Source organism: Desulforhabdus sp. TSK, from assembly GCF_022836495.1.
GTDB lineage: Bacteria > Desulfobacterota > Syntrophobacteria > Syntrophobacterales > Syntrophobacteraceae > Desulforhabdus.
The window spans coordinates 20,850-42,877 of the sequence record NZ_BQXM01000042.1 but is presented as its reverse complement, the minus strand read 5'-3'; the positions used below and the strand labels follow the sequence as shown (position 1 = coordinate 42,877).

Annotated in this window: 14 protein-coding genes; 8 read left to right on the top strand and 6 right to left on the bottom strand. The window is 50.3% G+C overall.

All coding sequences use genetic code 11. The features are described 5' to 3' along the window. Window positions 1–236: 236 nt before the first annotated feature. From MWC30_RS19025 to MWC30_RS19005, 5 genes are all read left to right on the top strand, one after another. The gene (locus MWC30_RS19025; RefSeq protein WP_244085788.1) at window positions 237–848 is read left to right on the top strand and encodes a site-specific integrase; all 612 of its coding nucleotides are present in this window, start codon (window positions 237–239) and stop codon (window positions 846–848) included. 182 nt (window positions 849–1,030) lie between these two features. Continuing rightward, entirely contained in the window at window positions 1,031–2,497 is a 1,467-nt protein-coding gene (locus tag MWC30_RS19020) for a site-specific integrase (RefSeq protein ID WP_244085787.1), read from the top strand. Between the two features lie 29 nt (window positions 2,498–2,526). Next, window positions 2,527–2,805 (top strand): type II toxin-antitoxin system RelE/ParE family toxin, encoded by a 279-nt coding sequence (locus tag MWC30_RS19015; RefSeq protein ID WP_244085786.1) that lies wholly within the window; start codon window positions 2,527–2,529, stop codon window positions 2,803–2,805. A gap of 21 nt (window positions 2,806–2,826) precedes the next feature. Then, on the top strand, window positions 2,827–3,129 hold the full coding sequence (locus MWC30_RS19010; RefSeq protein WP_256461280.1) for a HigA family addiction module antitoxin: 303 nt from the start codon (window positions 2,827–2,829) through the stop codon (window positions 3,127–3,129). 176 nt (window positions 3,130–3,305) lie between these two features. Continuing rightward, window positions 3,306–4,184, top strand: coding sequence for a hypothetical protein (locus MWC30_RS19005; protein WP_244085784.1), 879 nt, complete (start codon window positions 3,306–3,308; stop codon window positions 4,182–4,184). Window positions 4,185–4,277: 93 nt separating this feature from the next. Here MWC30_RS19005 and MWC30_RS19000 read toward each other — a convergent pair whose 3' ends face one another. After that, the gene (locus MWC30_RS19000; protein ID WP_244085783.1) at window positions 4,278–7,160 is read right to left on the bottom strand and encodes an SEC-C metal-binding domain-containing protein; all 2,883 of its coding nucleotides are present in this window, start codon (window positions 7,158–7,160) and stop codon (window positions 4,278–4,280) included. A gap of 798 nt (window positions 7,161–7,958) precedes the next feature. On the opposite strand from MWC30_RS19000, the gene MWC30_RS18995 reads away from it, so the two are divergent. The 3 genes from MWC30_RS18995 to MWC30_RS23115 all read left to right on the top strand — a co-directional run bounded on the left by MWC30_RS18995 (window position 7,959) and on the right by MWC30_RS23115 (window position 12,367). Further along, window positions 7,959–9,662, top strand: a complete 1,704-nt coding sequence (locus MWC30_RS18995; RefSeq protein ID WP_244085782.1) for a phage/plasmid primase, P4 family — start codon at window positions 7,959–7,961, stop codon at window positions 9,660–9,662. Between the two features lie 169 nt (window positions 9,663–9,831). Then, a complete protein-coding gene (locus MWC30_RS18990) occupies window positions 9,832–11,256 on the top strand; it encodes a primase-helicase zinc-binding domain-containing protein (RefSeq protein WP_244085781.1) in 1,425 nt (474 codons plus the stop codon). An 802-nt stretch (window positions 11,257–12,058) separates the two neighbouring features. After that, entirely contained in the window at window positions 12,059–12,367 is a 309-nt protein-coding gene (locus MWC30_RS23115) for an HGGxSTG domain-containing protein (RefSeq protein WP_368860893.1), read from the top strand. 71 nt (window positions 12,368–12,438) lie between these two features. On the opposite strand, the gene MWC30_RS18980 is transcribed toward MWC30_RS23115, so the two are convergent. From MWC30_RS18980 to MWC30_RS18965, 5 genes are all read right to left on the bottom strand, one after another. Then, window positions 12,439–14,568, bottom strand: a complete 2,130-nt coding sequence (locus MWC30_RS18980) for a UvrD-helicase domain-containing protein (protein WP_244085779.1) — start codon at window positions 14,566–14,568, stop codon at window positions 12,439–12,441. A gap of 95 nt (window positions 14,569–14,663) precedes the next feature. Continuing rightward, window positions 14,664–20,990 (bottom strand): DEAD/DEAH box helicase, encoded by a 6,327-nt coding sequence (locus MWC30_RS18975; protein ID WP_244085778.1) that lies wholly within the window; start codon window positions 20,988–20,990, stop codon window positions 14,664–14,666. Then, window positions 20,987–21,286, bottom strand: coding sequence for an addiction module protein (locus MWC30_RS18970; protein ID WP_244085777.1), 300 nt, complete (start codon window positions 21,284–21,286; stop codon window positions 20,987–20,989). Before MWC30_RS18970 ends, MWC30_RS18975 begins: the two co-directional genes overlap by 4 nt. A 148-nt stretch (window positions 21,287–21,434) precedes the next feature. Then, window positions 21,435–21,728, bottom strand: a complete 294-nt coding sequence (locus tag MWC30_RS23110; protein WP_368860892.1) for a type II toxin-antitoxin system RelE/ParE family toxin — start codon at window positions 21,726–21,728, stop codon at window positions 21,435–21,437. Continuing rightward, entirely contained in the window at window positions 21,725–21,997 is a 273-nt protein-coding gene (locus MWC30_RS18965; protein WP_244085776.1) for an addiction module protein, read from the bottom strand. Before MWC30_RS18965 ends, MWC30_RS23110 begins: the two co-directional genes overlap by 4 nt. Between the last annotated feature and the right edge of the window lie 31 nt (window positions 21,998–22,028).

The window sequence follows — 22,028 nt, the reverse complement described above, 5'->3', positions numbered from 1 at the left end:
GAGATTGAGTATCCTGCCACCATTACCGGACTCTTGGGCTGAGCAGATTACAGTCAATGCTCGGCGAACAGCGGTGAACATTTTTTGCTATCAGACATCACAGACTCCTTTCTCTCATCAATTTCAACAGTTTTAGTCTAAGATACTGATTTTACAGGAGGCTGTCCAGCGAAAAATGTGTCCGGTAGCAAATTGTCCTGTGCGATCAAGACGAAGATCAGGACGAAGACCTTGATGTGATCGCTCCGTTCAGCATTGATGAAATTCGTAGAATTCGATGTGAACTACCAGACCACTGGAAACCGTATTTCGATTTTGCTGTAAGCGCGGGTCTCAGACCAGGGGAGCAAATAGCCCTGAAACCACAGAACATTAATTGGGAAGAGGGAACTATCACAATCCGGAGAGCCATAACGCTCGATGTGGAAGGGAAACGTATAGAGGGGAGAACGAAGAACAAATACAGTAGACGGTCGTTCAAGCTCACCCGCGCGATGTTCAACGCTTTGAAGGCGCAGAAGGAAATCCATGACCGGTTCAGCTGCAAGTACTTTTTCTGCTCTCCCACGGGCTGTCAGGTTGACCTCAGCAATTTTCGCAATCAAGTGTGGGTTAAATCGTTGAAAAGGGCTGAAATTCAATACCGATCAATCAAGCAGGCAAGGCATACGTTTGCAACGCTGGCTATCAGCCGTGGTGAGGATCTGTCGTGGATTGCTAGGGTCATGGGGCATGCCAATACACAGATGATCCACCAGCACTATGCCAGATTCATCGAAAATGCCAACGGCACTGTGAACGGCTCGAAACTTGACGATCTTTTCGAGAGCAACGGGAACGATGAGTAAAAGGAGGTAAGAACGATTTTGGCAAAATTTTGGCAAAATAACCGCCAAAAAACACGACAGGTTAGCCCAAATTGGGCTAACCTGTTGATTTTCCTGGAGCTGGCGATGGGATTTGAACCCGCAACCTGCTGATTACAAATCTGATTATATTTACTTCACAAATTTTCACATAATATCATTAATTGATTGACATCACTCTATATTTGTCTATTATTATTTCACTCGTCATCACTCTGAATCATCGTTTTTCACTCAAAAAGTGGGGACAAAATGGGGACAAGAATATGTCCTTGCGACCTGCTGATAAAATCAAATGGACAGGCAGAAGTGAAAGACTCTGGCAGAAGAAAGTGGGGACAAATATAGAGGAGAAAATGCAAATGGCTTATAAATGGCAACCGACCAAATTTAAAGGCGTGAGATATCGTGAACATCCCACCAGGAAACATGGTGTCAAGGCTGACCGCTATTACACCATTAGGTACCAGTACGAAGGGAAGCGCCAGGAAGAACCTCTGGGTTGGGCAAGTGCCGGATGGACGGAAGCCAAAGCCTTTGCGAAACTCACCGAATTGCAGGAAGCCGCCAAGAACCACGAGGGGGCAAAACGGCTTCAGGAACAACGGGAGCTTAAGCGACAAAAAGAGGAAGAGGAGAAAGCCCGTCAAGAAGCGGAATTGCTCTCTCGATTGACCGTCTCTCAGTTCTACCGGGACACCTACCTTCCCATTGCCCGGACGGACAAGAAAGCACGTACGGTTGACGTAGAGCACGGTCTCTACCAGCTTTGGATTGAACCCCATATTGGGGATAAGGCGCTTCTTCTGGTGTCCGCCATGGACATCGAACGGATCAAGAAGAAGATGATCGATGCAGGGCGGTCTCCCAGGACTATCCAATACGCTCTTGCCGTGATTCGCCAGGTATTCAACAAGGCACTGGCCACAGGGCATTTTGAAGGTACCCTGCCCACTGCTTATGTTCGTGCGCCGTCGATCAATAACCGTCGTATACGATATTTGAGCCACGACGAGGCAGACAGGCTTTTAGGTGAACTCAGAACACACAGCCGACAGTTGCATGATATTGCAGCTGTCTCGTTATATAGTGGCGCGAGAGCTGGAGAGGTTTTTGCGCTGCAATGGAAAGATGTAGATGTGGAAAAGGGTACATTGTTTTTGAGAGACACCAAGAATGGAGAAAGTCGTGTGGCCTACCTGCTCGAAGGGGGTGCAACAATACTCAGCGAACGATTGGAACGTGCGAAAGAAAGAGGGGCCTATAGTCCATCGGCGTTGGTTTTTACAGGTAGGAAAGGAGATCCTATCACGGAAGTTTCCCGCACGTTTGATAAGGTTGTCGAGAATCTTGGATTCAACGAGCACGTCACGGATCAGCGTGACAAACTGGTCTTTCACAGCCTCAGACATACCTATGCCTCATGGCATGCAGAAAATGGAACCAGCCTGGTGGTGATCAAGGAACTCATGGGGCATAAGAGCTTGGCCATGACCGAACGCTACAGCCACCTGTCGCCCAACGCTATGAAGGATGCTGTGGCGCAGTTGAATAAAGCAAAGGCGGAAATCATTTCCATTCCCCGCAGAAAACACCAAGTGGCAGGAGCCGGTGATAGTCAAGTTGACTAGCGTAACTGCATGGGTTACAGGATGATGGTGTGATCAAAAGTTTTGTCCATAAAGGGCTTGAAGAATTCTTTTACACTGGAACGACCAAGGGCATACAGGCAAAACACGCTGCAAGATTGGCGGGTTTGCTCGACCGTCTGCACAGTGCCGCTGATGTGGAAGATATGAACTTTCCCGGCTCAGGCCTGCATCCGCTCAAGGGCGAACTGAAAGGACACTGGTCTTTGAAAGTATCCGGTAACTGGCGCCTGACATTTTGTTTTGAGGATGGGGATGCCTACATTGTCAACTATCAGGACTACCATTAGGAGGCTGGCATGCCACCCAAAATGACTCGACGTCCTTCTTCTCCCGGCTTTATCATCAGGACGCACTATATGGAACCCCTGAACCTCACGGTAACCGAGTTGGCCCTGCGGCTTGGCATTTCACGCAAGACGCTTTCCAAGATTTTGAATGAACGCGGTTCCGTATCGCCGGACATGGCCTTGCGTCTTTCCCGTGCGTTCAATACGACCCCGCAACTCTGGCTCAATCTCCAACAGACCGTTGATCTGTGGTTGGCCGAAAACACCCCCGGTGACTGGCAGAAGGTAACCCCATTACCCATGGACCAAAGCGAAACGGCATAAGATCTCGCAAAATATTATCCTTTCCTTCTCCCATCAAGGTCCAGGACGGTACAATGAGATCCTCAGAGGCTGGTAATTAATCGAGGGTAAACCCTCGGCTTTGCCGGAGGTATTTGACTCATGGCAGGCTCTGCCTGGATTTCACCAGAAAGAAGCGAGCAGAGGAGGCTCAGGCTGTGAGCAACGTTGATGACCTGAAGCAACAAGATCGGTTCGAGACTGTCAAACGCTTATTTGAATCTGCTCTTGAAGAGGCGAATGGGATAGTCGCTGAGAACTGGTCAATTCTTCAAAAACTGGTACCTTCTCCTGATGGTGACATTCAGCTGAGACCAGAGGAAGTTCCTGCCGTTCTATTGAGAGAGATGGCACGTCTTGAAGCTAACTATAAGAAAGACAGTAAAAGCAAAATTGGCCAAATCAAGGCACTTTACCGTCTTTTTTGTGCTTCCAATATAAGTGGCATCGCTGTCCGCCAGCTAGGATCTATCAGAACGTCACAGGCACAAGATTTCCCACCGTCCGCCGTATTGGGAGCACAATTGATTGGGCTATGGCATGGTCAACTCTTGGCGTTACGATGGATGGATGAAGATGGGGTGATGTCTTTATTCAAGGCTGTTCATCACAAGGAGGTTGCCGGTCAGCATCGTGCAACGAGATCGGAGCGGCAAGCAGAGAAGATGTCTGAACTTGTGGGGGCGCTCAGGAGAAAGCACAAGAATTCTAAAAAGCCCCTTATGGATTGTGCAAGGGCGACCCTTGATTCCAGGAAGCATGATAAGAATGTCACTCCTGAAAAACTCATCATTGCCTACATGGAACCACAGTTGGAGGAGGCATTTCAAAGTGTGTGCAACCTTTGGGATGAGGGTGATGAGGGCACACACGTTGAGATGACGGATTTTTCTATGAGCCGAGACTATTTTAATGCTCTGGATTCTGAGTCACGGAAAATTTTGAGGAATGAACTATTGAGCAGATTTCGCGAGGCAGCAAACAGAAGATACCCAGATCGCCTCTTTGGCAGCAAGGGAGTCCGCAAGAGTGAGTGAACCTAATGGGAAGGGATGGCGGAATATGATCATCATATGGCAAAGGCCTGACCGATCCCATGAATAATCGATATAGGAGAGATATTGATATTCTTAGCCTAAGCAGCACTTCTTATATTTCTTCCCACTACCACATGGACATGGGTCATTGCGGCCCACCTTGGTAATTTTACGCGGTGCGTGACGTTCTGGAATGGATTCCCCCGATGCTGGACGCGGAATCTCGATTAGACCATGATTGATTGCGTCAACGAGTTCCATCTGATTCTGCAATTCGTGTTGGGCATGTGGGTTCAAAGACGAAGCGAATGGCTGAAGTCGTTTAATCTCTTCACGGGCCAACTTGCTCTCGCCGCAATATGCTAGAATGATGGCATATTGGGCACATACTGGCACCATGTTGGCAGTCAGACCATATTCGCGTACAAGCGGCAGGAGGTGACATTCCATGAATTCACGTGCAAATTCGGGATCACGTTGAATCGTAAGGAAATCGTCGACAGCCTCTTGGCCTGTCCTTACCGCTGAACGGTAAGCACCACTCATTACATAAAATTTTAAAGCATGGAGGTTTGCGAGCCCCGAATAAAGTCCGCGCTTGCGTCGTGACATGGCATAGAGGTCTAGACAGTCGGCAAGATGTTTCAAGTCGTCCTGATGATTCGCATCCAGTTTGCCCCCAAGCGCCTTAATGATTTGCGGAGGATTAACCCCAACAACATCGGACCAATCGAGACCGAGGACGCTATAGTATTCCAGATAAAGAGTTTTTGCTTCTCTCTCGACATCACTATAGCGACCTAATTCGAACAATGCATTTGCATGGTTATAACGAACAATGCGCATAAGCAGCGGATCGTTATTGCAGAGTTCCTGTGCTTGCTCGAATGCGACTTCAACATCGTCCGCATTGCCTTTTATTGCCGCACTGGTCATCTGCTTCATTATGAGAGCCTGTTGCTCGCGGTCCCCCAATCTCCCCTTTGTGATCAACGATGCCATTTGATCCAAACGCGCAGAGAAGGTCTCACCACGGATTCCGGCATGCCAGTCCCAAAAAGCCAGCGCATCTAATGTCCAGAATCTACCTTGTTCGTCTAATTCGTCGGATTCCACTGCTGCTTCCAGCACCGACTTCAGGTCGGTCGGGTCGCCAAATTCATGGAAATATTCGAATGTCGCGACATTTACAAGGGTCTCGAAGTCACCTGTCGCTGGTAAAAGCCGCAACCAGATACCAAAACGGATGATATCAAGATGTTTCTGTAATGATATGGAAAGAAGGTCACGTAATTTTTTCTGGCTCTTCAGCAGTGCACCTGATGGAAGATTGGATTGTAATGCACGGCCGAGAATGCGAAGCGCATCATGCACCTTAAGGCGACCATCAGCGAATAACTGAAGTCCTCCGCAGGTTGTGAGTTCACGAAGGGACCGACCCCAAGGCCTCGATGGTGCCTCAAGCGCCGCCAAGACTGCGTCGGCCTCCTCGCGGGTAAGTGGGGCAATCGATAGACTAAGAGCCGCTAAAGCCATTCTCGCATCCGGGGAAAGCGTATCCAGCAATCGTGTTAAAATCACCTCCTGGGTAGTGACCGTCGAATGCGCGTCCTTTTGTATATCATCAGCAAATCCTACCGCATTCCCCATATAGAGGTCAAAGGCAAGCCGAGCTGCGTTTCTGACGAACAGTGGCATACCACCAGTCATTACACGCCAACGCTCTGCAGTGGCGGGGTCTATCCTGCAACCAGCTTCCGAGAATTCGGCAGCGATGGAATCAGTATCCCATCCCGCAAGCGATTCCGCCCTCTTATTAAAAAGGGCTTCTATCTCGGCGAGCCCAGGCCATGGTTGATTCAGGAATACAAATCGGACGCGAGTGCATGCTTCCGTAATATCGAAAAGGTCGCGCCCTGAGATACGGTGAGCGTTGTCGATTACTACTATTGGGGTAGGGCTAACTTCAATGCGACGGTCCAGCGCTCGAAGCATTTCAAAACCAGAAGCAGAAGGCAACAACACCTCACCAACGACTCCTCCGCGCCCACCCAGGAACCTCGCGACAAGTTCGCGGGCCAAGGAGCTGGCGACAGCTGGTCCAGGGAGATCAGCCACATCGAAGTACGCTGTGAGGGATGCACAGTGTCGGGCGACCTGCGCCGCCCACGCAGTTTTTCCCGCTCCTGAGAGGCCAGTAATGAAGCGTATCCGCGTCGGAGAATCGAGGTTAGGCTCATTCGCCTGAGGCCGGTAGTTTTCCGGTACGGACGGGAAGTCCTGTAACTGTTCAACAATTTGCTCGAATAAAGCGGGCAGGTCTGCTTTATTGAAACTGTGAGAGGGGCGTTCCTGGTCGTTACCTGTGGCCGCAAAATGAATCCGCGCCGCCAGTTTCCATACGAGCGTCTCTGGCGAAACAGCAGCAAATGGGACAGTGCGGGCCGCTTCGAAGCACCATGCGATTGCGGCGGGCAAATCCGGCCAAGCCGGTGGTAACCAGTCGTCCCCAACGCATGCGGGGCTATCTGGCCATCTGATCTTCACATCGGCAGGCCAGACAGGAGTGCTCAAATCTGCCATGAGTGAGGCGTTTGGAGGAACATTTGCAATTATCTGAAACTGTGGCGTCCCGCTTCTGAGATCAGACTTGTGTGTACTTCTGATTTCTTCGAATCTTTGTAACGCGCCTTTTATGTCTCCACGATTCAGCGCTTCTGTTCGCGTTTTGATCTGGAGGTATAGAGAGCTCCCCTCTAGTGCGATCTCGATGTCCTCATCCCGCTCAACACTTACAGAGAGCCCTCCAACATTCGCCAATCTCAGTAGGCACCCAACAGCGTAAAGATGTTGGTAGAGAAACCCGCGATGCACAGCCTCTATTAACCGGAGTTGTGCCGGGTTAAGTACATCAGAAGGCTTCTCGTAGGAGTCAGTGGACGGCGCCTCAGATATCAAACTGCGACTCTCGGGCATCACCAGTTTCCCTCATTTGAAATTTGTATCCTATCCGTTCGCTAAATTTAGTCAAGAATTTAGGAATAGGCGAAGACATTCTGAGGCGAGTCTTGAAGCTTCTTTTGTGACGATCCAGAATAGGTTTAAGAGCCTTCATGGATATTCCACACTTCTTGCCAGAATGTGGAAACTGATCTGAAAGATAGCCATAATAGATATGATATCAATATGTTGAATTTATTGCCTTGGTAGACATCAAGTGCCGAAGAATGCATTTTGCATCTCGCTGCTGAAAGACGTTGCCTGCGAGATGCCGAATTTCAAAGAACCTGGGGATCTCAACAGTAAAGTCTTCTATCCCTCTCCTGCAAAACTGTGGGCATAATCGCAGCGAGGAATCCGATCCTCATGGGTCGCAGGGCGCGCCATATCCCAACCATGAACTTTTCTTGTCCTACCCCCTTCGCTTAGCCTAAACACCCCCCGTTTGTAGCCTAGTGGCGATCTTTCGCAAATAACCTTCCCGAGTTACCGTTGGTGCACATTCGTGATGCATCTAAAACAAAGGAGGTTTTATGCCCAAAACAAATATTGAGGAACTCATTGAAAAATTGAAATGTTCCTGGCCAAGTCCCCTTGTCGCGCGACTCGATGTGGACCGTTTCAGCGGGGGGCTTTTGCATCCTCGCACGATGGCGAACCTGGACTCCAAGGGCGAGGGACCAACTCTTCTAAAATTTGGTCGGCTAGCCGCATACGACAGAGACGAATTGATCGCTTGGCTGTTGAATCGATTGTCTGAGTGAGCGCGGGTGCATGGACATGAACAACTCCCAATTGAGTCAGGACAGCAGTAGCGACAGCATAGGCAATCTGGAAACCCCTCTCGATTGTTCTCTCAAAGATCCGAATTGTGCCGAGAAAGCTATCGCACCTGATGATCCTGACAGGATGACAGCGATCCGGGTGGAAGCAGCTAAAATCATAGAGATGGAGCAAACGAAATTCGCCCCATTTGAAGAACTTGCCACGAAGGACTCAAAGCCCAAGTTTAAGCGGTCTGAATTGATCGAACGGATAGAAGGTACTTCCGATTTCGAAGAGCTGACAGGAACTATTGCCCGGGACGTGACTCAGAGTGGTCTGCCAGATACCCATGTCCTGAGTCTTAGAAAATCGATCGCGAAAAAAGCCGGCGTTTCCGTTGCATCCCTTGTTGAAGACGCCAAGAAGATCAATCAACTCATAGAAATGGCAGTAAGCAGTGAGGATGACCATCTTCCCGTTGCCCGCGCGGTTGTCGAATCTTACGGTGCTCAGAATATCATCGATACTCCATACGGCACCTGGCTGTGGGATGAATCCGGGATTTGGAAACTCCTGGACCCCCGTCAGATGAAGAAGAGAATTCATGAATTGGCAACAAGTCTTGAACTGACTCGAAATAAAGTCGATTCGATCCTAGACTTGACGAAAACAGAGGTATTTCGGGCAGGCCATGAATTCGATGCCGCCAAGAATGCTATAAACGTTTTGAACGGCGAAATCCATTGGAATGGAAAAAACTGGGAATTGCAGTCGCATCGTCGCGATCATTATAGAACCACTCAATTACCAATACGTTATGATCCATTAGCCAAGGCTCCTCGGTTTGAGCAGTTTCTTCGGGAAGTCTTTATCAAAGACGCTGACCGGGTGCTCAAGGCGAGATTGATTTGTGAGATGATAGGATACTGTCTATTGTCATCTTGCGAATACGAAAAATTCTTCCTCCTCATCGGCCCTGGCGCGAACGGCAAGTCCGTTCTTATGGAAACTATCGCAGCGCTGGTGGGGGGTAGACATGTCTCTGCAGTACAGCCCAGTCAGTTCGAAAACCGTTTTCAGCGAGCGCATCTTCACGGGAAACTCGTAAATCTGGTCACGGAAATCGCAGAAGGACACGAAATCGCGGATGCACAGCTTAAAGCAATCGTTTCCGGGGAGTTGACCACGGCCGAGCACAAACATAAGCCGCCTTTCGATTTTACACCATTTTGTACCTGCATCTTCGGAACCAACCACATGCCACACACGAGGGATTTTTCAGACGCCCTTTTTAGGCGGGCAATCATCATCACCTTCAACGGTAAGTTCAGTGAACCGGAGCAGGATAGGCATCTCAAGTCAAAACTGAAACTTGAACTGCCCGGAATCCTCAATCTCGCGCTCCAGGCCATTGGTGAAGTATTCCTGCGGGGGGAATTTACCCGGAAGCCGTCGTCAGAAGAAGCGAAAAAAGAATGGCGACTCGACTGTGATCAGGTGGCCCAATTTGTAGAGGAGAATTGCGAAATTAGATCGGGCCTGCAGGTTGCGTCTCAGCAGATCTATTCCAGATACGAGAGATGGGCAAGTGATGCGGGGGTTAAAAAACTTCTGAACAGGAAGAACTTCACTACTCGGTTGGTGCGCCTGGGGGCAGAACTCACCAGGGGAACCTTAGGTACACGCATGATCGCGGGCATTGCTTTAAAATAATAGGTGCTGTGAGTGACACGAGTGACGCGTGTTTCGACATTACCCCTGATGAGTTTTCCTGCTCTGTATATTCAAAAGAGAGTGAGAGAAAACCAATACAGAAAAATGTGGGAATATGCGTCACTCGTGTCACTCCCGTCACCCAAACAAGACGACGAGTGCTGAGGAAATGAATATCCTTTATCAATTACAACTTGATGGAATAACAGTAAAAAATGTCTCAAACACCAATGGCGGCGAGTATTCTTCCCCCTGTCCTGGTTGTGGTGGCAAGGACCGCTTTCGTTCCTGGCCGGAGCAAGGCCAGGGGGGGAAGTGGTGGTGCCGCCGCTGTGGTAAGAGTGGTGACCTCATTCAATATCTGCGGGAGTTCCATGGGCTATCCTTTCGGGACGCATGTAAGAGACTTGGCATGGTCAATGATGGATGCAAGATTGTGCCCGGCGCCAACCTCTATAAAAACAATAGAAACGGCGGGCAGCGGAAACCGCGGCCGATATCGAACCCTCCAGCATTATGGCAAAACAAAGCTGAATCTTTTGTTTTATATGCTGAAACCAATCTCTGGTCTGATGTTGGGACGGAATCTTTAGGGTGGTTGAAAGAACAGAGGGGACTCATTGATGAGACTATAAAAACATTCCGTTTAGGCTGGAATCCACAAGACTGGTACCCGAAACGGGAAGTGTGGGGGTTGCCCACCAAGTTGAAAGAAAATGATCGCCCGAAAAAACTCGTTCTGCCTACCGGCCTTGTTATTCCCAAACTCCAGAATGGCAAAATACTGCGACTGAGAACACGCCGTGCAGTTCCATACAATGGTTCGCGCTATTCAGACCTTCCAGGTTCAAACAAGGGGGCGCTCGTGATACCTGGTGGCAAAGGAAAAGTCGTTGTGGTGGTGGAAAGTGATCTTGACGCTCTGCTGATCTGGCAGGAAGCAAAAGACCTTGTGACCGTTATGGCGCTTGGATCGGCGCAAGCCAGACCCGATGAGGAAGCTTCGAATGTACTTGAAGGCGTTCAGGACATACTTGTCGCATTGGATGTCGACGATGCCGGAGCCAATGAGGCTTGGCATTGGTGGAGAAAGCATTTCAGCAAAGCAAGGCGCTGGCCGCCAGTTCGTGGAAAAGACCCTGGTGAAATGTGGAAAGTCGGCGTCGATGTCCGGTTATGGATCAAGGCTGGTTTGAGCGAGATGCCTCAGGATGATCCTGCTGAAGCCTTTGCAGTACTGGCGGATATCGAACCAAGTGAACCAAATTACCAGCCTGAAACAAGGATTCGAGAGGATACACAAATCGAAGGTGAAAGGAAGAATCTTGCTGCTCCTGATCGATCCGACCCGGATGCGTATAGCATCGAGGAGAGCATTGAGGAGCACGGGAATGAGGTCATTTCTCTGGTTGGGGAAAAGTGCCCTCAACTTTTTTGTGAAACCTGTCTGCACTGGATCGAGTCTTTTCCTGCTTCCCCGCATGGAGTCTGCCGAAATGTTTCAGCCAAGCAATGTCGGTTTCAAAACCGAGCACAAAACGGATGTGCATTTCATTCTTTGCGAGGACAAGCCCACAAAGCTGTGAGTTTTTAACTAATTGGAGTTGCCCAGCCGTTTCAGCATTTTGAGCAATCCAAATCCTGAAAAGATGGCGGGATGCTCCCCTGTGGGGCTGAGCGACGGTGCAGAACTGGTTAGGGTTCATTTTCGCGTCAGAATTGCCATACGGGTTGTTGAGGAGAGTGAGATAACATGCAAACCAAAACGCGACAATCAGACCAGCCCACAGAAACAGAAAAGACAGAATACACTGAAGCGGAGATCGAAAGAATTCAAAAATATATTTCCGAGTGTAAGACGGCGCCAAAGCCCCTCAAATATGATGCGAAAAAGGATGATGACGATGGAATCACATTGGCATTGATCGATGATCCCGAAAACAATGAGACTTGGCTCAAGATTTACGAAACAGCGGGAACAACCGATCCATCATTGGGCCAATTACTGATACACCAGTCTGTTCTTGCCAGCGCCAGGACTTCAGACAAGGAAAACATGGAGCAAATGGCGAACGCTGTTGCTGCCGGCATGCTTGGAATAGCCCCGAAGGATGAAATCGAGGGCATGCTTGCTTCACAGATGGTGGCTGTGCATAACCAGGCCATGAAGTTTCTCAATCTGGCGTTAAGCAACCAAAATTTGGCTATAGTTCGAGAAATGCAGAACGTCAGCAACCGGTTGCTTCGAACCTTTACCCTACAGATGGAGGCCCTCACGAAATACAGGAAAAAGGCAGAGCAGACCGTCCGGGTCGAGCATGTTCACATTCACAGTGGGGCACAGGCAATAGTTGGGACTGTCAGCCACAATCAACTCCAGAGGGAGGGGGGCACAGATGAAAAATATGGATCAAGCCCGTGTACCGGGCGAATCGAAGACAGAACCGGCGGAGTTACTTTGGACCTTCCAGAAGGCGAAAAAGTGTGGAGCGAAAACCCGGAGCGGTGGGAACTGCAAGAATCCGGCGATGAAGAACGGGCGTTGCCGTCTTCACGGCGGAAAAAGCACGGGGGCGCCCAAGGGTAACAAGAACGCTTTCAAGCATGGGCGGTATTCCCGCGAGGCAATCGAGGCCAGGCAGTTTGTTCGCGAACTCATTAGGATGAGTCGGCAGATGATTTTGGAAACAACTGGGCACTCGTGAGGACTTTAAGAATTCGACATTTCCACTTTATCCTCGTTATTGCCGAGCTTAACAAAATATCTGAAGTAAAATCACAAGAACCGGCTCTTCTTTCCAAAGCTCGTAACCAGCACGTTTTTCTTAGCCCTGGTCGCAGAAACATAGAGCAAAGCCCGTTCTCTCAGTTCGTTCTGCTCGACGGCCAAAGGATTGTCCTGACCCTCTAGAACCATTTGCAGGGGCACGATCCCTTCATTGACTCCCGCAATAACGAGGTGATCAAATTCGAGCCCTTTGACTCGATGCATGGTAGCTAGCCGAAGTCCCGGTGTACTGCGGTTTTCGGCCGCACTCCTCTTGATGAGGTAGGTAGTAAACCCTGCAGATTGTAAAGCTGCCTCGTATTGCGCTAGCAGACCGTGTATTCGGCAGACCAGGCAAACTGAATTGATCGGAACGCCCTCCGATTCTAGCTGTTTCAAATGCTTCACAATGAAATCGGTCTCCTCCGCCATGGATGGCAGGTTCACCACCTGGGGAGGACTGCCGTGAAGCAGGGCCTTGTATCCCTTCTGGTCATCCACACCAGCATCCAGATCATCGATTTTCCGACCCTCAAGAAGCTTGACGGCCCACTTTCTTGTCTCATCAGTGGTTCGGTAGTTGATCTTCAGTTTGTGACTGCGGCCCTTGATGTTGATCCCACATTGTCCCAATACCACCTTGTGCCTGTAGATCCTCTGATGGCCATCGCCCACGATGAAGATATCGTTCGTGCTCCCATCGGTAGGAATCATCTGTCGGATCAGCTTGAAGGCTTCCGCACCCATATCCTGGCCTTCATCAACAATGACAGCTTTGTAAGGGAGTACTGAGCCTTTGCTCTGTAGGATCACGCGAGCATCCCGAATAGCATCGATGGCTTCTTTGTATCCCTTTTCATTGAGCTGTGCCCGGTACTCTTCGAAGACGGGCCAGATGGCTTTTCGTTCGACACGATTGAGCTTCCTCCCTCGGCCGAGTCTGGATGCTTTCATGTAATCGTCGCCAGACGAGATCCCCTGAGTCTGGATGATCTGCTCCCACTCGTCCCGGTAGAAAGCCTCCGGGAGGTCCAGGCTTTTAGGTGCAACATTGAGCGCATTGGTCCAGCAATCCCTAGTATCGTCCTCGTAGACGATGGTGTGCTCGTAGCCGTTCTTCTTGAGAAATTGAGTGACCCATGCATCGAGGTTCACCACTTCGATTCGCTTGAGAACGTCAACCGGGCAGATCTTCCTTAGATTTTCACGGATATCGGCGGCGAGATTTCTGGTGAAAGTCGTGAAAAGAATCCGATCACCTTCGGCTTTAAAAACATTCTGAGCCAGGTGCTTGGCTCTGTGCATGGCGCAAACGGTCTTGCCGGTTCCGGCACCACCCAGCACACGAACCGGGCCTTTGGCGTTCTTTTCGACTATCTTTCTTTGAGACGGATGGAGGAAAACCCGCCATTGCTCTAAAGGAGCATTCAGGATTTCGGCAAGCTCCAGTGCGTCCTCGACGACATGAAAACGCCTCATCGTATCGGGATTCTCAAGGGCTTTGACGAAGTCGCCGGTATCGACTTCTTTCTCGACTCCGTGCTTTTCCACTTCCCTCAGAACATCCTCAAAGGAATAACCGGCGGCATAGAGAAAAAGTGCTTCGTATGCTTCTTGAGGTAAGACGGCCTCATTTTGGTCAAGGTCGTCTTCGTTCATGATGCCGCGAACGAGTGGCACAAAGGCATCAGGAACGCCAAGCTGCAAGAGGTGCTTGTCCTTGAGGTCATGGAAAAGGCCTCTCTCTTCCCCGGCAGCACCGACGATAGAATGACGGGCCGCCACCTGTTGAATATCAACCACCTGAAGACTTCCGGTCTCTGGGTGAATGCTGAAGACCTTATTTTCAGCCCATTGATAGGCTTTGTCATGATGATCCACCCACAGGAGCAGGAATACATTACCGATTTCGGGTTTCAGGACAATTCCACGGTACGTGTTGTCGATTCGGACGCTCCGGAGATTTGGATCTTTACACTGCTGGATTTTTTCATAGTTGATAGCAGCTGCAGCCGGGTTCATCCGAAACTTCTCCACAAATTCCCTCACCTTTGACTGCTGTTTGTGAGGAATCAGGGAGAAGGCTTTCAAGAAGTCCGAAGAAATGGCAACCTTTATATCATTGATCCCTTGTTGCATATCCTCTCCTGTCCACTACTCAGGGTCTCATCCCCTGTTTTTCAGACTACATGGGGTTGTCGTGTTGCTCCAGACTTCTCCCATAGTGTTTCGATCTATGAAAACATCTCAACGGTGCTCGTCGGATCGAGAACCACTTCGGCGACAGATGCGACTTGCCATCCCCTTTCCGTATAGAGGGGCTTGAATTCCATTTCTTCGGCAAGCAAAAAGGCAATCTTAACAGGGGGCCAGCCCAGCTCTGCTGTCGCGATTACCGCCCCCTTCTCATCGCACAATTCAAATCCCGGTTCCGGGAGGCTAATCCCGTTTGCTTCAATCAATGAAAGAAATGGATGAATCGATGGATCTGTTACAGACTTGAGCAACTTGAGTTGTTCCGATTCAAAATCTGGGGCGGGACTCGGTTGGGACGGCTCTTGTTCCGTGAGAAAGCACGAAAACTCACCATCCGAAATGCCTCTCGAAGTAAGGAAAAGGATCAGTGGCGCGAACTGGTAGACGTTGAAAAGCCTGATGAATCCATTCCAGGCTGCCTTGAAGTTCGGACCCAAGGCAATCTCGTCGTCATCGTGGAAACGGCATGTCACTTCGAGCTTTTGAAACCTGCGGCCCTGCATGTCGTCCTTGCCGATGCAGACAAGCATTTTGAGCATCGGCTTATTGTCCTCGTGATTCTTCTGGTTGATGCCAAAACAATATGAGCCGTTTGGATCGTGTTCCAGGCTCAGTTGAATTTCATGCCATGCTGCATCCTTCTTAAGGATCTCCCGGACAGACTCAATGGCATCAAAGGTTCCCAGCTTCTTCGAATCGATGTGGATCATGGCGTGGATCAAAGAATAGAGTCTCCACATTTCAAAATCCGGGATGGCCAGGAACTGGATCAGCATCTCGAAACCTGTGGCCAGGTGCATATCCGAAAGATTCTTCACGCCAAATGTGGTATCGAAGGCATCAAGGAGCTTTCCGAGAACGGGACCGTTGGGCTGGGTGAAGTTGGTGAAGTAGGCTTGTTGCGGCTTGAACTGATTTTCGATATCGTTCCACGACAGGGAGAAGACGAGATATTTCCCGCTCCGAACGAGGGCCATTCTCTGAGCTAGATCCTTACCGACCCTGTTCTTGAGAGCGGCACCATCGGCATGGAACGAGAATCCATCGGTGAAAACCGCGATAGAAGGCCTGCTATCTTTCTGCCTTTCAGGATGAAAAACGAAATCGATCTTGCTTGGCACCAGGACCCCGCTTTCAGGTCCGACACTCACCTGGGGCTCGATGTAGTAACCATTGCCGTTGATCTTGAGATACCATCCCGGCTTTCCATTCACGATATCCTGTTTAAAGGAAACAGGCTCATCGTGAAATTTGACCCTCCTTACGGCCTCGACAAAACGGGCCTCAAGCTCGCTGTCAAACAAGGCATTCACCGATATCTTGCTCAGCGACTCCGTTTCAACAAGAGCATCCTTTCCCTTGACGATCTCCGTTAAAACCTGAATGGCCGTGTTCCGGGAGATATCCGCCATGTCGAAGCTCATCCGGTATGCAAAAAGACACCGGTAGCATCCATCTTTCTCCGGATTCTGCTGACATGAGCAGGATCTCAAAACCTCCAATGCGGCTTCGAAGACATTCATGAGCGGCTTTTCGGTCCTGATCAACTGCTTGAGGTATCCCGTTCCTCCGGGAACTACGTCATAGAGAACAAGGTACTTCCTCTTGTGGGACGTTCCGGCCACTGGATCGTCATAGACGGTGGTTTGAAGATGATCGATGCTCCCTCGAAAGACTTTCTTCAATCCGAGAAACAGGGCAGCAATGAAGGAGTGAAGCTTCTGCTCTGAACCGGCAAAGCTCGTCATGGGAAGCAGGATTCGGATGGCCTCCGAAGTGAATTCCCGGTACATGTAGAGACAGTCAAAAACGTTTTTCTCAGAGCTTCGAAGCTTGTACTTGCAGGTCACCGCATGCTCTATCTTCTTCCCATTTCCCTGGACCTTGCCGCATTCGCGACAGATTGCAAACCCCCTTTTCGGAACCTGGTGACCGGCAATATCGATGTTCTCCCCCACCGTCTCCTTGTTTCCGAAATTTACTTCTCGAAAGGTCGCTCTGTCCAGATACTCGAACCCGAAGGGGAAATCTTCCCAGTCGATCTTGAAGGCTTTCTCGATGAACTTCTCATCGGCATCAAAGAGCATGTGTTTGTTGTAGAACTCAGGCTCTCGATCATCACTGTCATCCTGGTTGCGGCTCTCTTTGTCGGAAGTTGTTGCAATCACCTGGCGCATACGGATCATGCGGCGCTTCTGCCCGTCATCAGCCCAAAGAGGGCTTCCGCATTTCGGGCAGGCAGGCTTTTCTTCCCCTGAAACTGCCAGTTCATGGTACGTGCAATTATTGCAAAACCGCCAGTCTTCTACCTCGGATGTGGCCATATTGATCTGATCAACAGTGACCTTCCGACCCTCGGCGTAGAACCTGTTGGCGGGAGCCAGTTCGTGGATGGCGCTCACAGCCGGTCGTTCGTATTCAAATACTTTGGTTTGATACTTCCCTGGACCATCCACGTTCTTCTTTCTTCGGTAGATGACGGATCGAAGGATCACTCCCGCCTGTGGGAAGGCATAGTTTGGAAGCAACCCCTCGTCGGTGAAGAAATTGAACGTGTCCTTCTCGACGATAGAGCGGATGATGCCGTTGATGGCGGCCTTCTCAAGTCTCAAATCGTCAAGGTCCGACTCGTAGTTCTTGTCCTTTACCGGATCGTTTTCCTTTTGCTTGATTCGATAGTTGAGCTTCTTCACCCGGTCTTGAAGGGCGCGTTTTTCCTTATCGATCTCGTTTAGACCGTTCAAGATCCGGTATCTTAGATTCTGCTCTCCCTCGGCACCCTCGACAAAGGCCCTGAGATTTTCCACGGACTCTTCTGTCAGAGACCCCTGAAAAATCTGTACGAATCGCTCGAAAAGGACCGTTCTATTGTTTTCACTGAAATCGAGAAGGTTAAAAGGGAAGAGACTCTTGTTGTTTTTCTTATTGAGGTTCGTAAGCACTTGTCCCAACTTGTATGGGAGAGCGACGCCGGATGCTCCGGTTTCAATCCACCTGTCGAAACAAAAGGCCGTAAATTGCCTCTCAAGGACTGCGGGGGCATTTAGGAAACAGCCTGGAGGCTCCACTCGTCCGGCAATCATTTCCTGCGGCTGATCGTAGAAGTAGAGATCATGAGGCCTGGCATTGGCGACAGTCATGGCAAAGGAGTTGCCATCCCGTCTTCCTGCTCGCCCGATTCTTTGCAGGTAATTCGATTGGGATGGTGGAACCGAGCAAAGGATCACCGATGAGAGGTCGCCGATATCGATACCCATCTCAAGGGTTGGTGTGCAGGAGAGAAGATTCGGGTCCCATGGATTCTCGCCGTTGATGAAACGTTTCTCCAGAAGCTCCCTCGTTCCCCTCTCCAATAAGCCCGTATGCTCCTCGGCAAAAATCCGCTGAACATCCCCCGTGGAGTAAAGCTTGCCGTAATAGTCTTCGGTGTCGGGCTCCTCCTTATAGCGGCCCTGGCATTCGAACCTCAGGCAGGAGCACCCCCTCCACCATTCCGAGCCGTCTTCAGTTGCCGAGACACTATGGCCGCAGGTATCACACCTGTACTGTTTCACATTCCTTCCGACGAAAACGGCGGAACGGTTGATTCCCCAAACGGCATGCCCCTGGATCTTCACCTCTTCAAGAATTCCAAGCTTTGAGAGTGCAGGGATGACCAGTTCATAGATCCTTTCCGAGTACATCCCAACGAGGGGATAGAGCCGGCAGAAGTTTTTCGCCACCCAGTCTTCATACCAGGTCCTTCCTCTCCCCTTGCTGATGAGGGTATCGAATCGGGTGCCGCCCTTAGTCGTTAGGAAAGCAGGGGTGCGGGAGTGTTTCCCGAAATTCGGCATGTGGGGGATGATGTTGATTGAATAGTACCCGCCCCAATTGTCCACGTAGGATCTCAGAGCCGGATGAAACACCCCTCCCTTTGTTCTGAGCTGGGTTATGAAGCCAAGAAGGAACCGGAGAAGCGTCCTTCCATCCAGTTCGCGCAGACACCCGAGTTCATTTTGGAGCTGTTCAAGCAGTGAATCAGATGCTTCCTTGAGCTTCTCGATCTTGATACTGCCTATCGAGGAGTCCGTCTTTTCAAGGGTTCTTCCGATTCGGCAGTTGAATCCATATTCACTGGTGATCTCCCAATCGATCCGTCGTAAAACGTCATCGAGAAGAGTGCTTCCATCCGGTATCTTACCGCTCTTGACCAATGATTCGTAATCTTCGGACCAGGCCATATCCGGCGCGAGGAACGTACTGATGAAATCGCTCTCGCCTCTTTCCTTCAGCCAGTATTCAGAGAACCTGGCTGGGACTTGATCCAGAGAAAGCTCGCCAGGTTCCTGATCGATGAACTTCTGCAGAGCGCTCCGGAAATTGAATCGATAGGTTCTTGCGGAGAAAAAAGCAGCCCGGTGGGAGGCATCCTGAACGGAGTCGGAAAAGGTGAGGAGCTTCTTGTCATCATTGAAGGTGGAGGAGTAAATCTGGCTTATGGCAACACTTGTGAGGCTTGCAGCCCTGGAGCCGATGATGGTAAGGCTGTCGTAGCTGTCGCAAAAAGGGCAGTTGTGGGTTCCTTGAACCGTTTCATTTTTTTTGATTCTGGTGTTGACGATGAGGACCAGAATTAAACGATCCTTCTTGCCGCAAACCGGGCACGCAGAGATTTGGTCTCCTTGGCTCAAATGAAGACAGTGGCCGCAGATCCATTTGCCAAACTCCTGCTGGCCGAGCTGCACCACTCGCTTGTCCTTGGGGAAAAGATAGGTGAGGGTCGGGCTGTAATGAAAAAACGAAAGGTAAAAGTGCTGAAGGTCGGGGTTCATTGAAGTGTCTTGTTCTCTCTTGGTCCCCGCCCATCCCATGGCACCGCACTCCCGGCAGTGAACAACCGGAAGGTGAATTCGTGACTGTTCATCATTGAGATCGTCTGAGAATCTCAGCCTCGGCTCAGGACTTACCTCGGCAACGATTCGCCTCAACTCCCTGGCCCACAGCTGAAGTCTGACGTTGAGGAACGGTAGAAGCCTGTCGGCCGGTTTGACCCTGGCGCAGGAGATGAGGGCCAGGAGGCTTCCGAGCACATTCTGTTTGTATTCCTGAGTGCCTCCTTGAAACTCGGGAATCACCCTGTCCAGCTCCGCGATGATTTCCGGGAGTGGCGCGATGCCGCTCCTTTTCTCAAGGATCATCAGGAGATTTCGGAAGAAGGCATGCTGCTTCAGCTTCTCCGATAGATCGATTTTCCATTGCTCTTCCGTTGGATTCTCGATCCGCTCTCCGAGCCACAGCTCATGCTGCGTCTGAATGTAGGATGCAAAATCGGAAAACGAGTCCGGTCTCAACCTTTCTGCTTCTTCCTGAGGGACGACAGCAATCAGGGTAATGAAGGAGTCTTTGAAGAGCTCACCCGGGGTCAGAAGAGATTCCGCAACCACTGAGTCGCCATCGAATTCTTCCCCGAAAACCTCACTGCTGTATTCTTGAAGGTCCTTGTAGCTTTCCTTGCCGCCCAGAGTGGCGGAGGTCCCAACACAGCAGAGATACTTTTCCGGAGTCTTCAACCGCTCCTTCAATCGCCGAATCAAACAGGCAAGATCGGTCCCTTGAGCCCCATCGAAGGTATGCAGTTCATCGACGACCAGGTACTTCAGGGTTTCCGGGCCATTGGACTGCCACAAAGTAAAATCTCTTGGTCGGATCAGCAGATAGTCGAGCATCTTGTAGTTTGTGAGGAGAATGTCGGGGGGATTCAGTCGCAGGGTATCCTTGTTGGTGATCACCCTGTCTGCTGTCATTGTCGCGGCGGCGTTTTCTTCCTTCTGCCCGATGAAAAGTCCCGCACGGATCTTCTCTCGAAGATTTGGATTCCCATGGATCGTCCTTGCCAGACGTTTTGCCTGGTCCGTCGCGAGGGCGTTCATGGGATAAATGATGATGGCCTTGATGCCCGGCTCTCCCCAATGACGGTAGCAGTAGTCGAGGACTGGATAGAGGAAGCACTCCGTCTTGCCGGACCCGGTTCCCGTGGCCACCAGGGTGGATTTGGCTTCTTCTCCACTGAGTCGCCGGAAAGCCTTTTCCTGATGGAGATAGGGTGCAACACCAAGAGGAATATCCTGGAAGAATTCGGTATCGGTGTTTCCCTGTCGAAAGGGAAGCTTCAGCGAGAGGTATGGGCCTTTGAACAGCTCCTCCCGGCTGTCGATGAGCCGGTCGACAATCTCCTCGAAAAACGGATTTGAGATAGGGAAAGTGGTCTTGAGAAAGTCTTCGATGCCACGTTGAACCTGGTTGGAAAGAACGGATGGGATCATTCTTCGCTCGAATCCATGGGAATTCCCTTCAGCCTTCCATCACGATACGCTCGAAGCCTCTTCTCTGCCTCTTCGATCCAGAGGGCATTCAGCTCTTGGTCCAGCTCATCGAGACTTCTCAGCAGTTCCTCAACCACCAGGAAACGTTCCTGAGGCGTCAATTTCAGTGCCTGTTCAAGTATTTCTCTTGCTTCCATGTTCTCTTTTTTTTCGACATTCTCGATTGCCCTCAAGAGCCGCTCCTTATTCGCTTCCGACCGAAGAAGGTAGGCTGTTTGATCAACTTCACTCCCCATGATTTCTACTCCTTCCACCCGTTCGAGTTGGAGCGGTTCGGGCTTAGACACAGAGAAAAGCTGAATTTTTCATTATATTTCCTCTGGAGTCTTCTCTGTGATCTCTGTGCCTCTGTGGTTAATGGGTATTTTGGAAACGACTCATTCCCTAAGTTGTTCTTCGACGCCAGTAATTGGGCTTCCGGTTCAGATGCATGACCGCTATGACGATTATCTGATCATCTTTCGGCTGATAGACTACTCCGTAGGGAAAACGCTTGAGAAGGCACCTGCGCGTGTTCTTTGAAAAAGGGGACCAGGCCAGTGGGAACCGACATATATTCTCGATTGCGGCATGAACTTCGCCCGCAAACGCCAGACCAAGACCATCCTGACACTCTTCATAGTAGTTAACTGCCTCGTTAAGCTCGGCCTCTGCTTCAGGGGCAAAACGGTACCTCATTTCTTCAGCCTTTTAAGCAGCCTTTCGAATACTTCGTCACCCGGCACCGTCTTGACATCTCCAGTTTCGATTTGTGCCACTCTCCTTTCTGCCTCGATGGCCCATAGTTCATCAATCTCAGTTTGAGAGGAGTTTAGACTCTGCAGGAGTTTTTCCACCAGTTCAATTCGGATTTCCACGGGAAGGGAAATCGCCTCGGATATGAGATCGTCCTTGGAAATCATGTCATTACCTCCTTGGGAAATTATGATCAGGTCGATCCGCCTCATGCGACGGATAGCTCCCCAATCTGTCGCACGG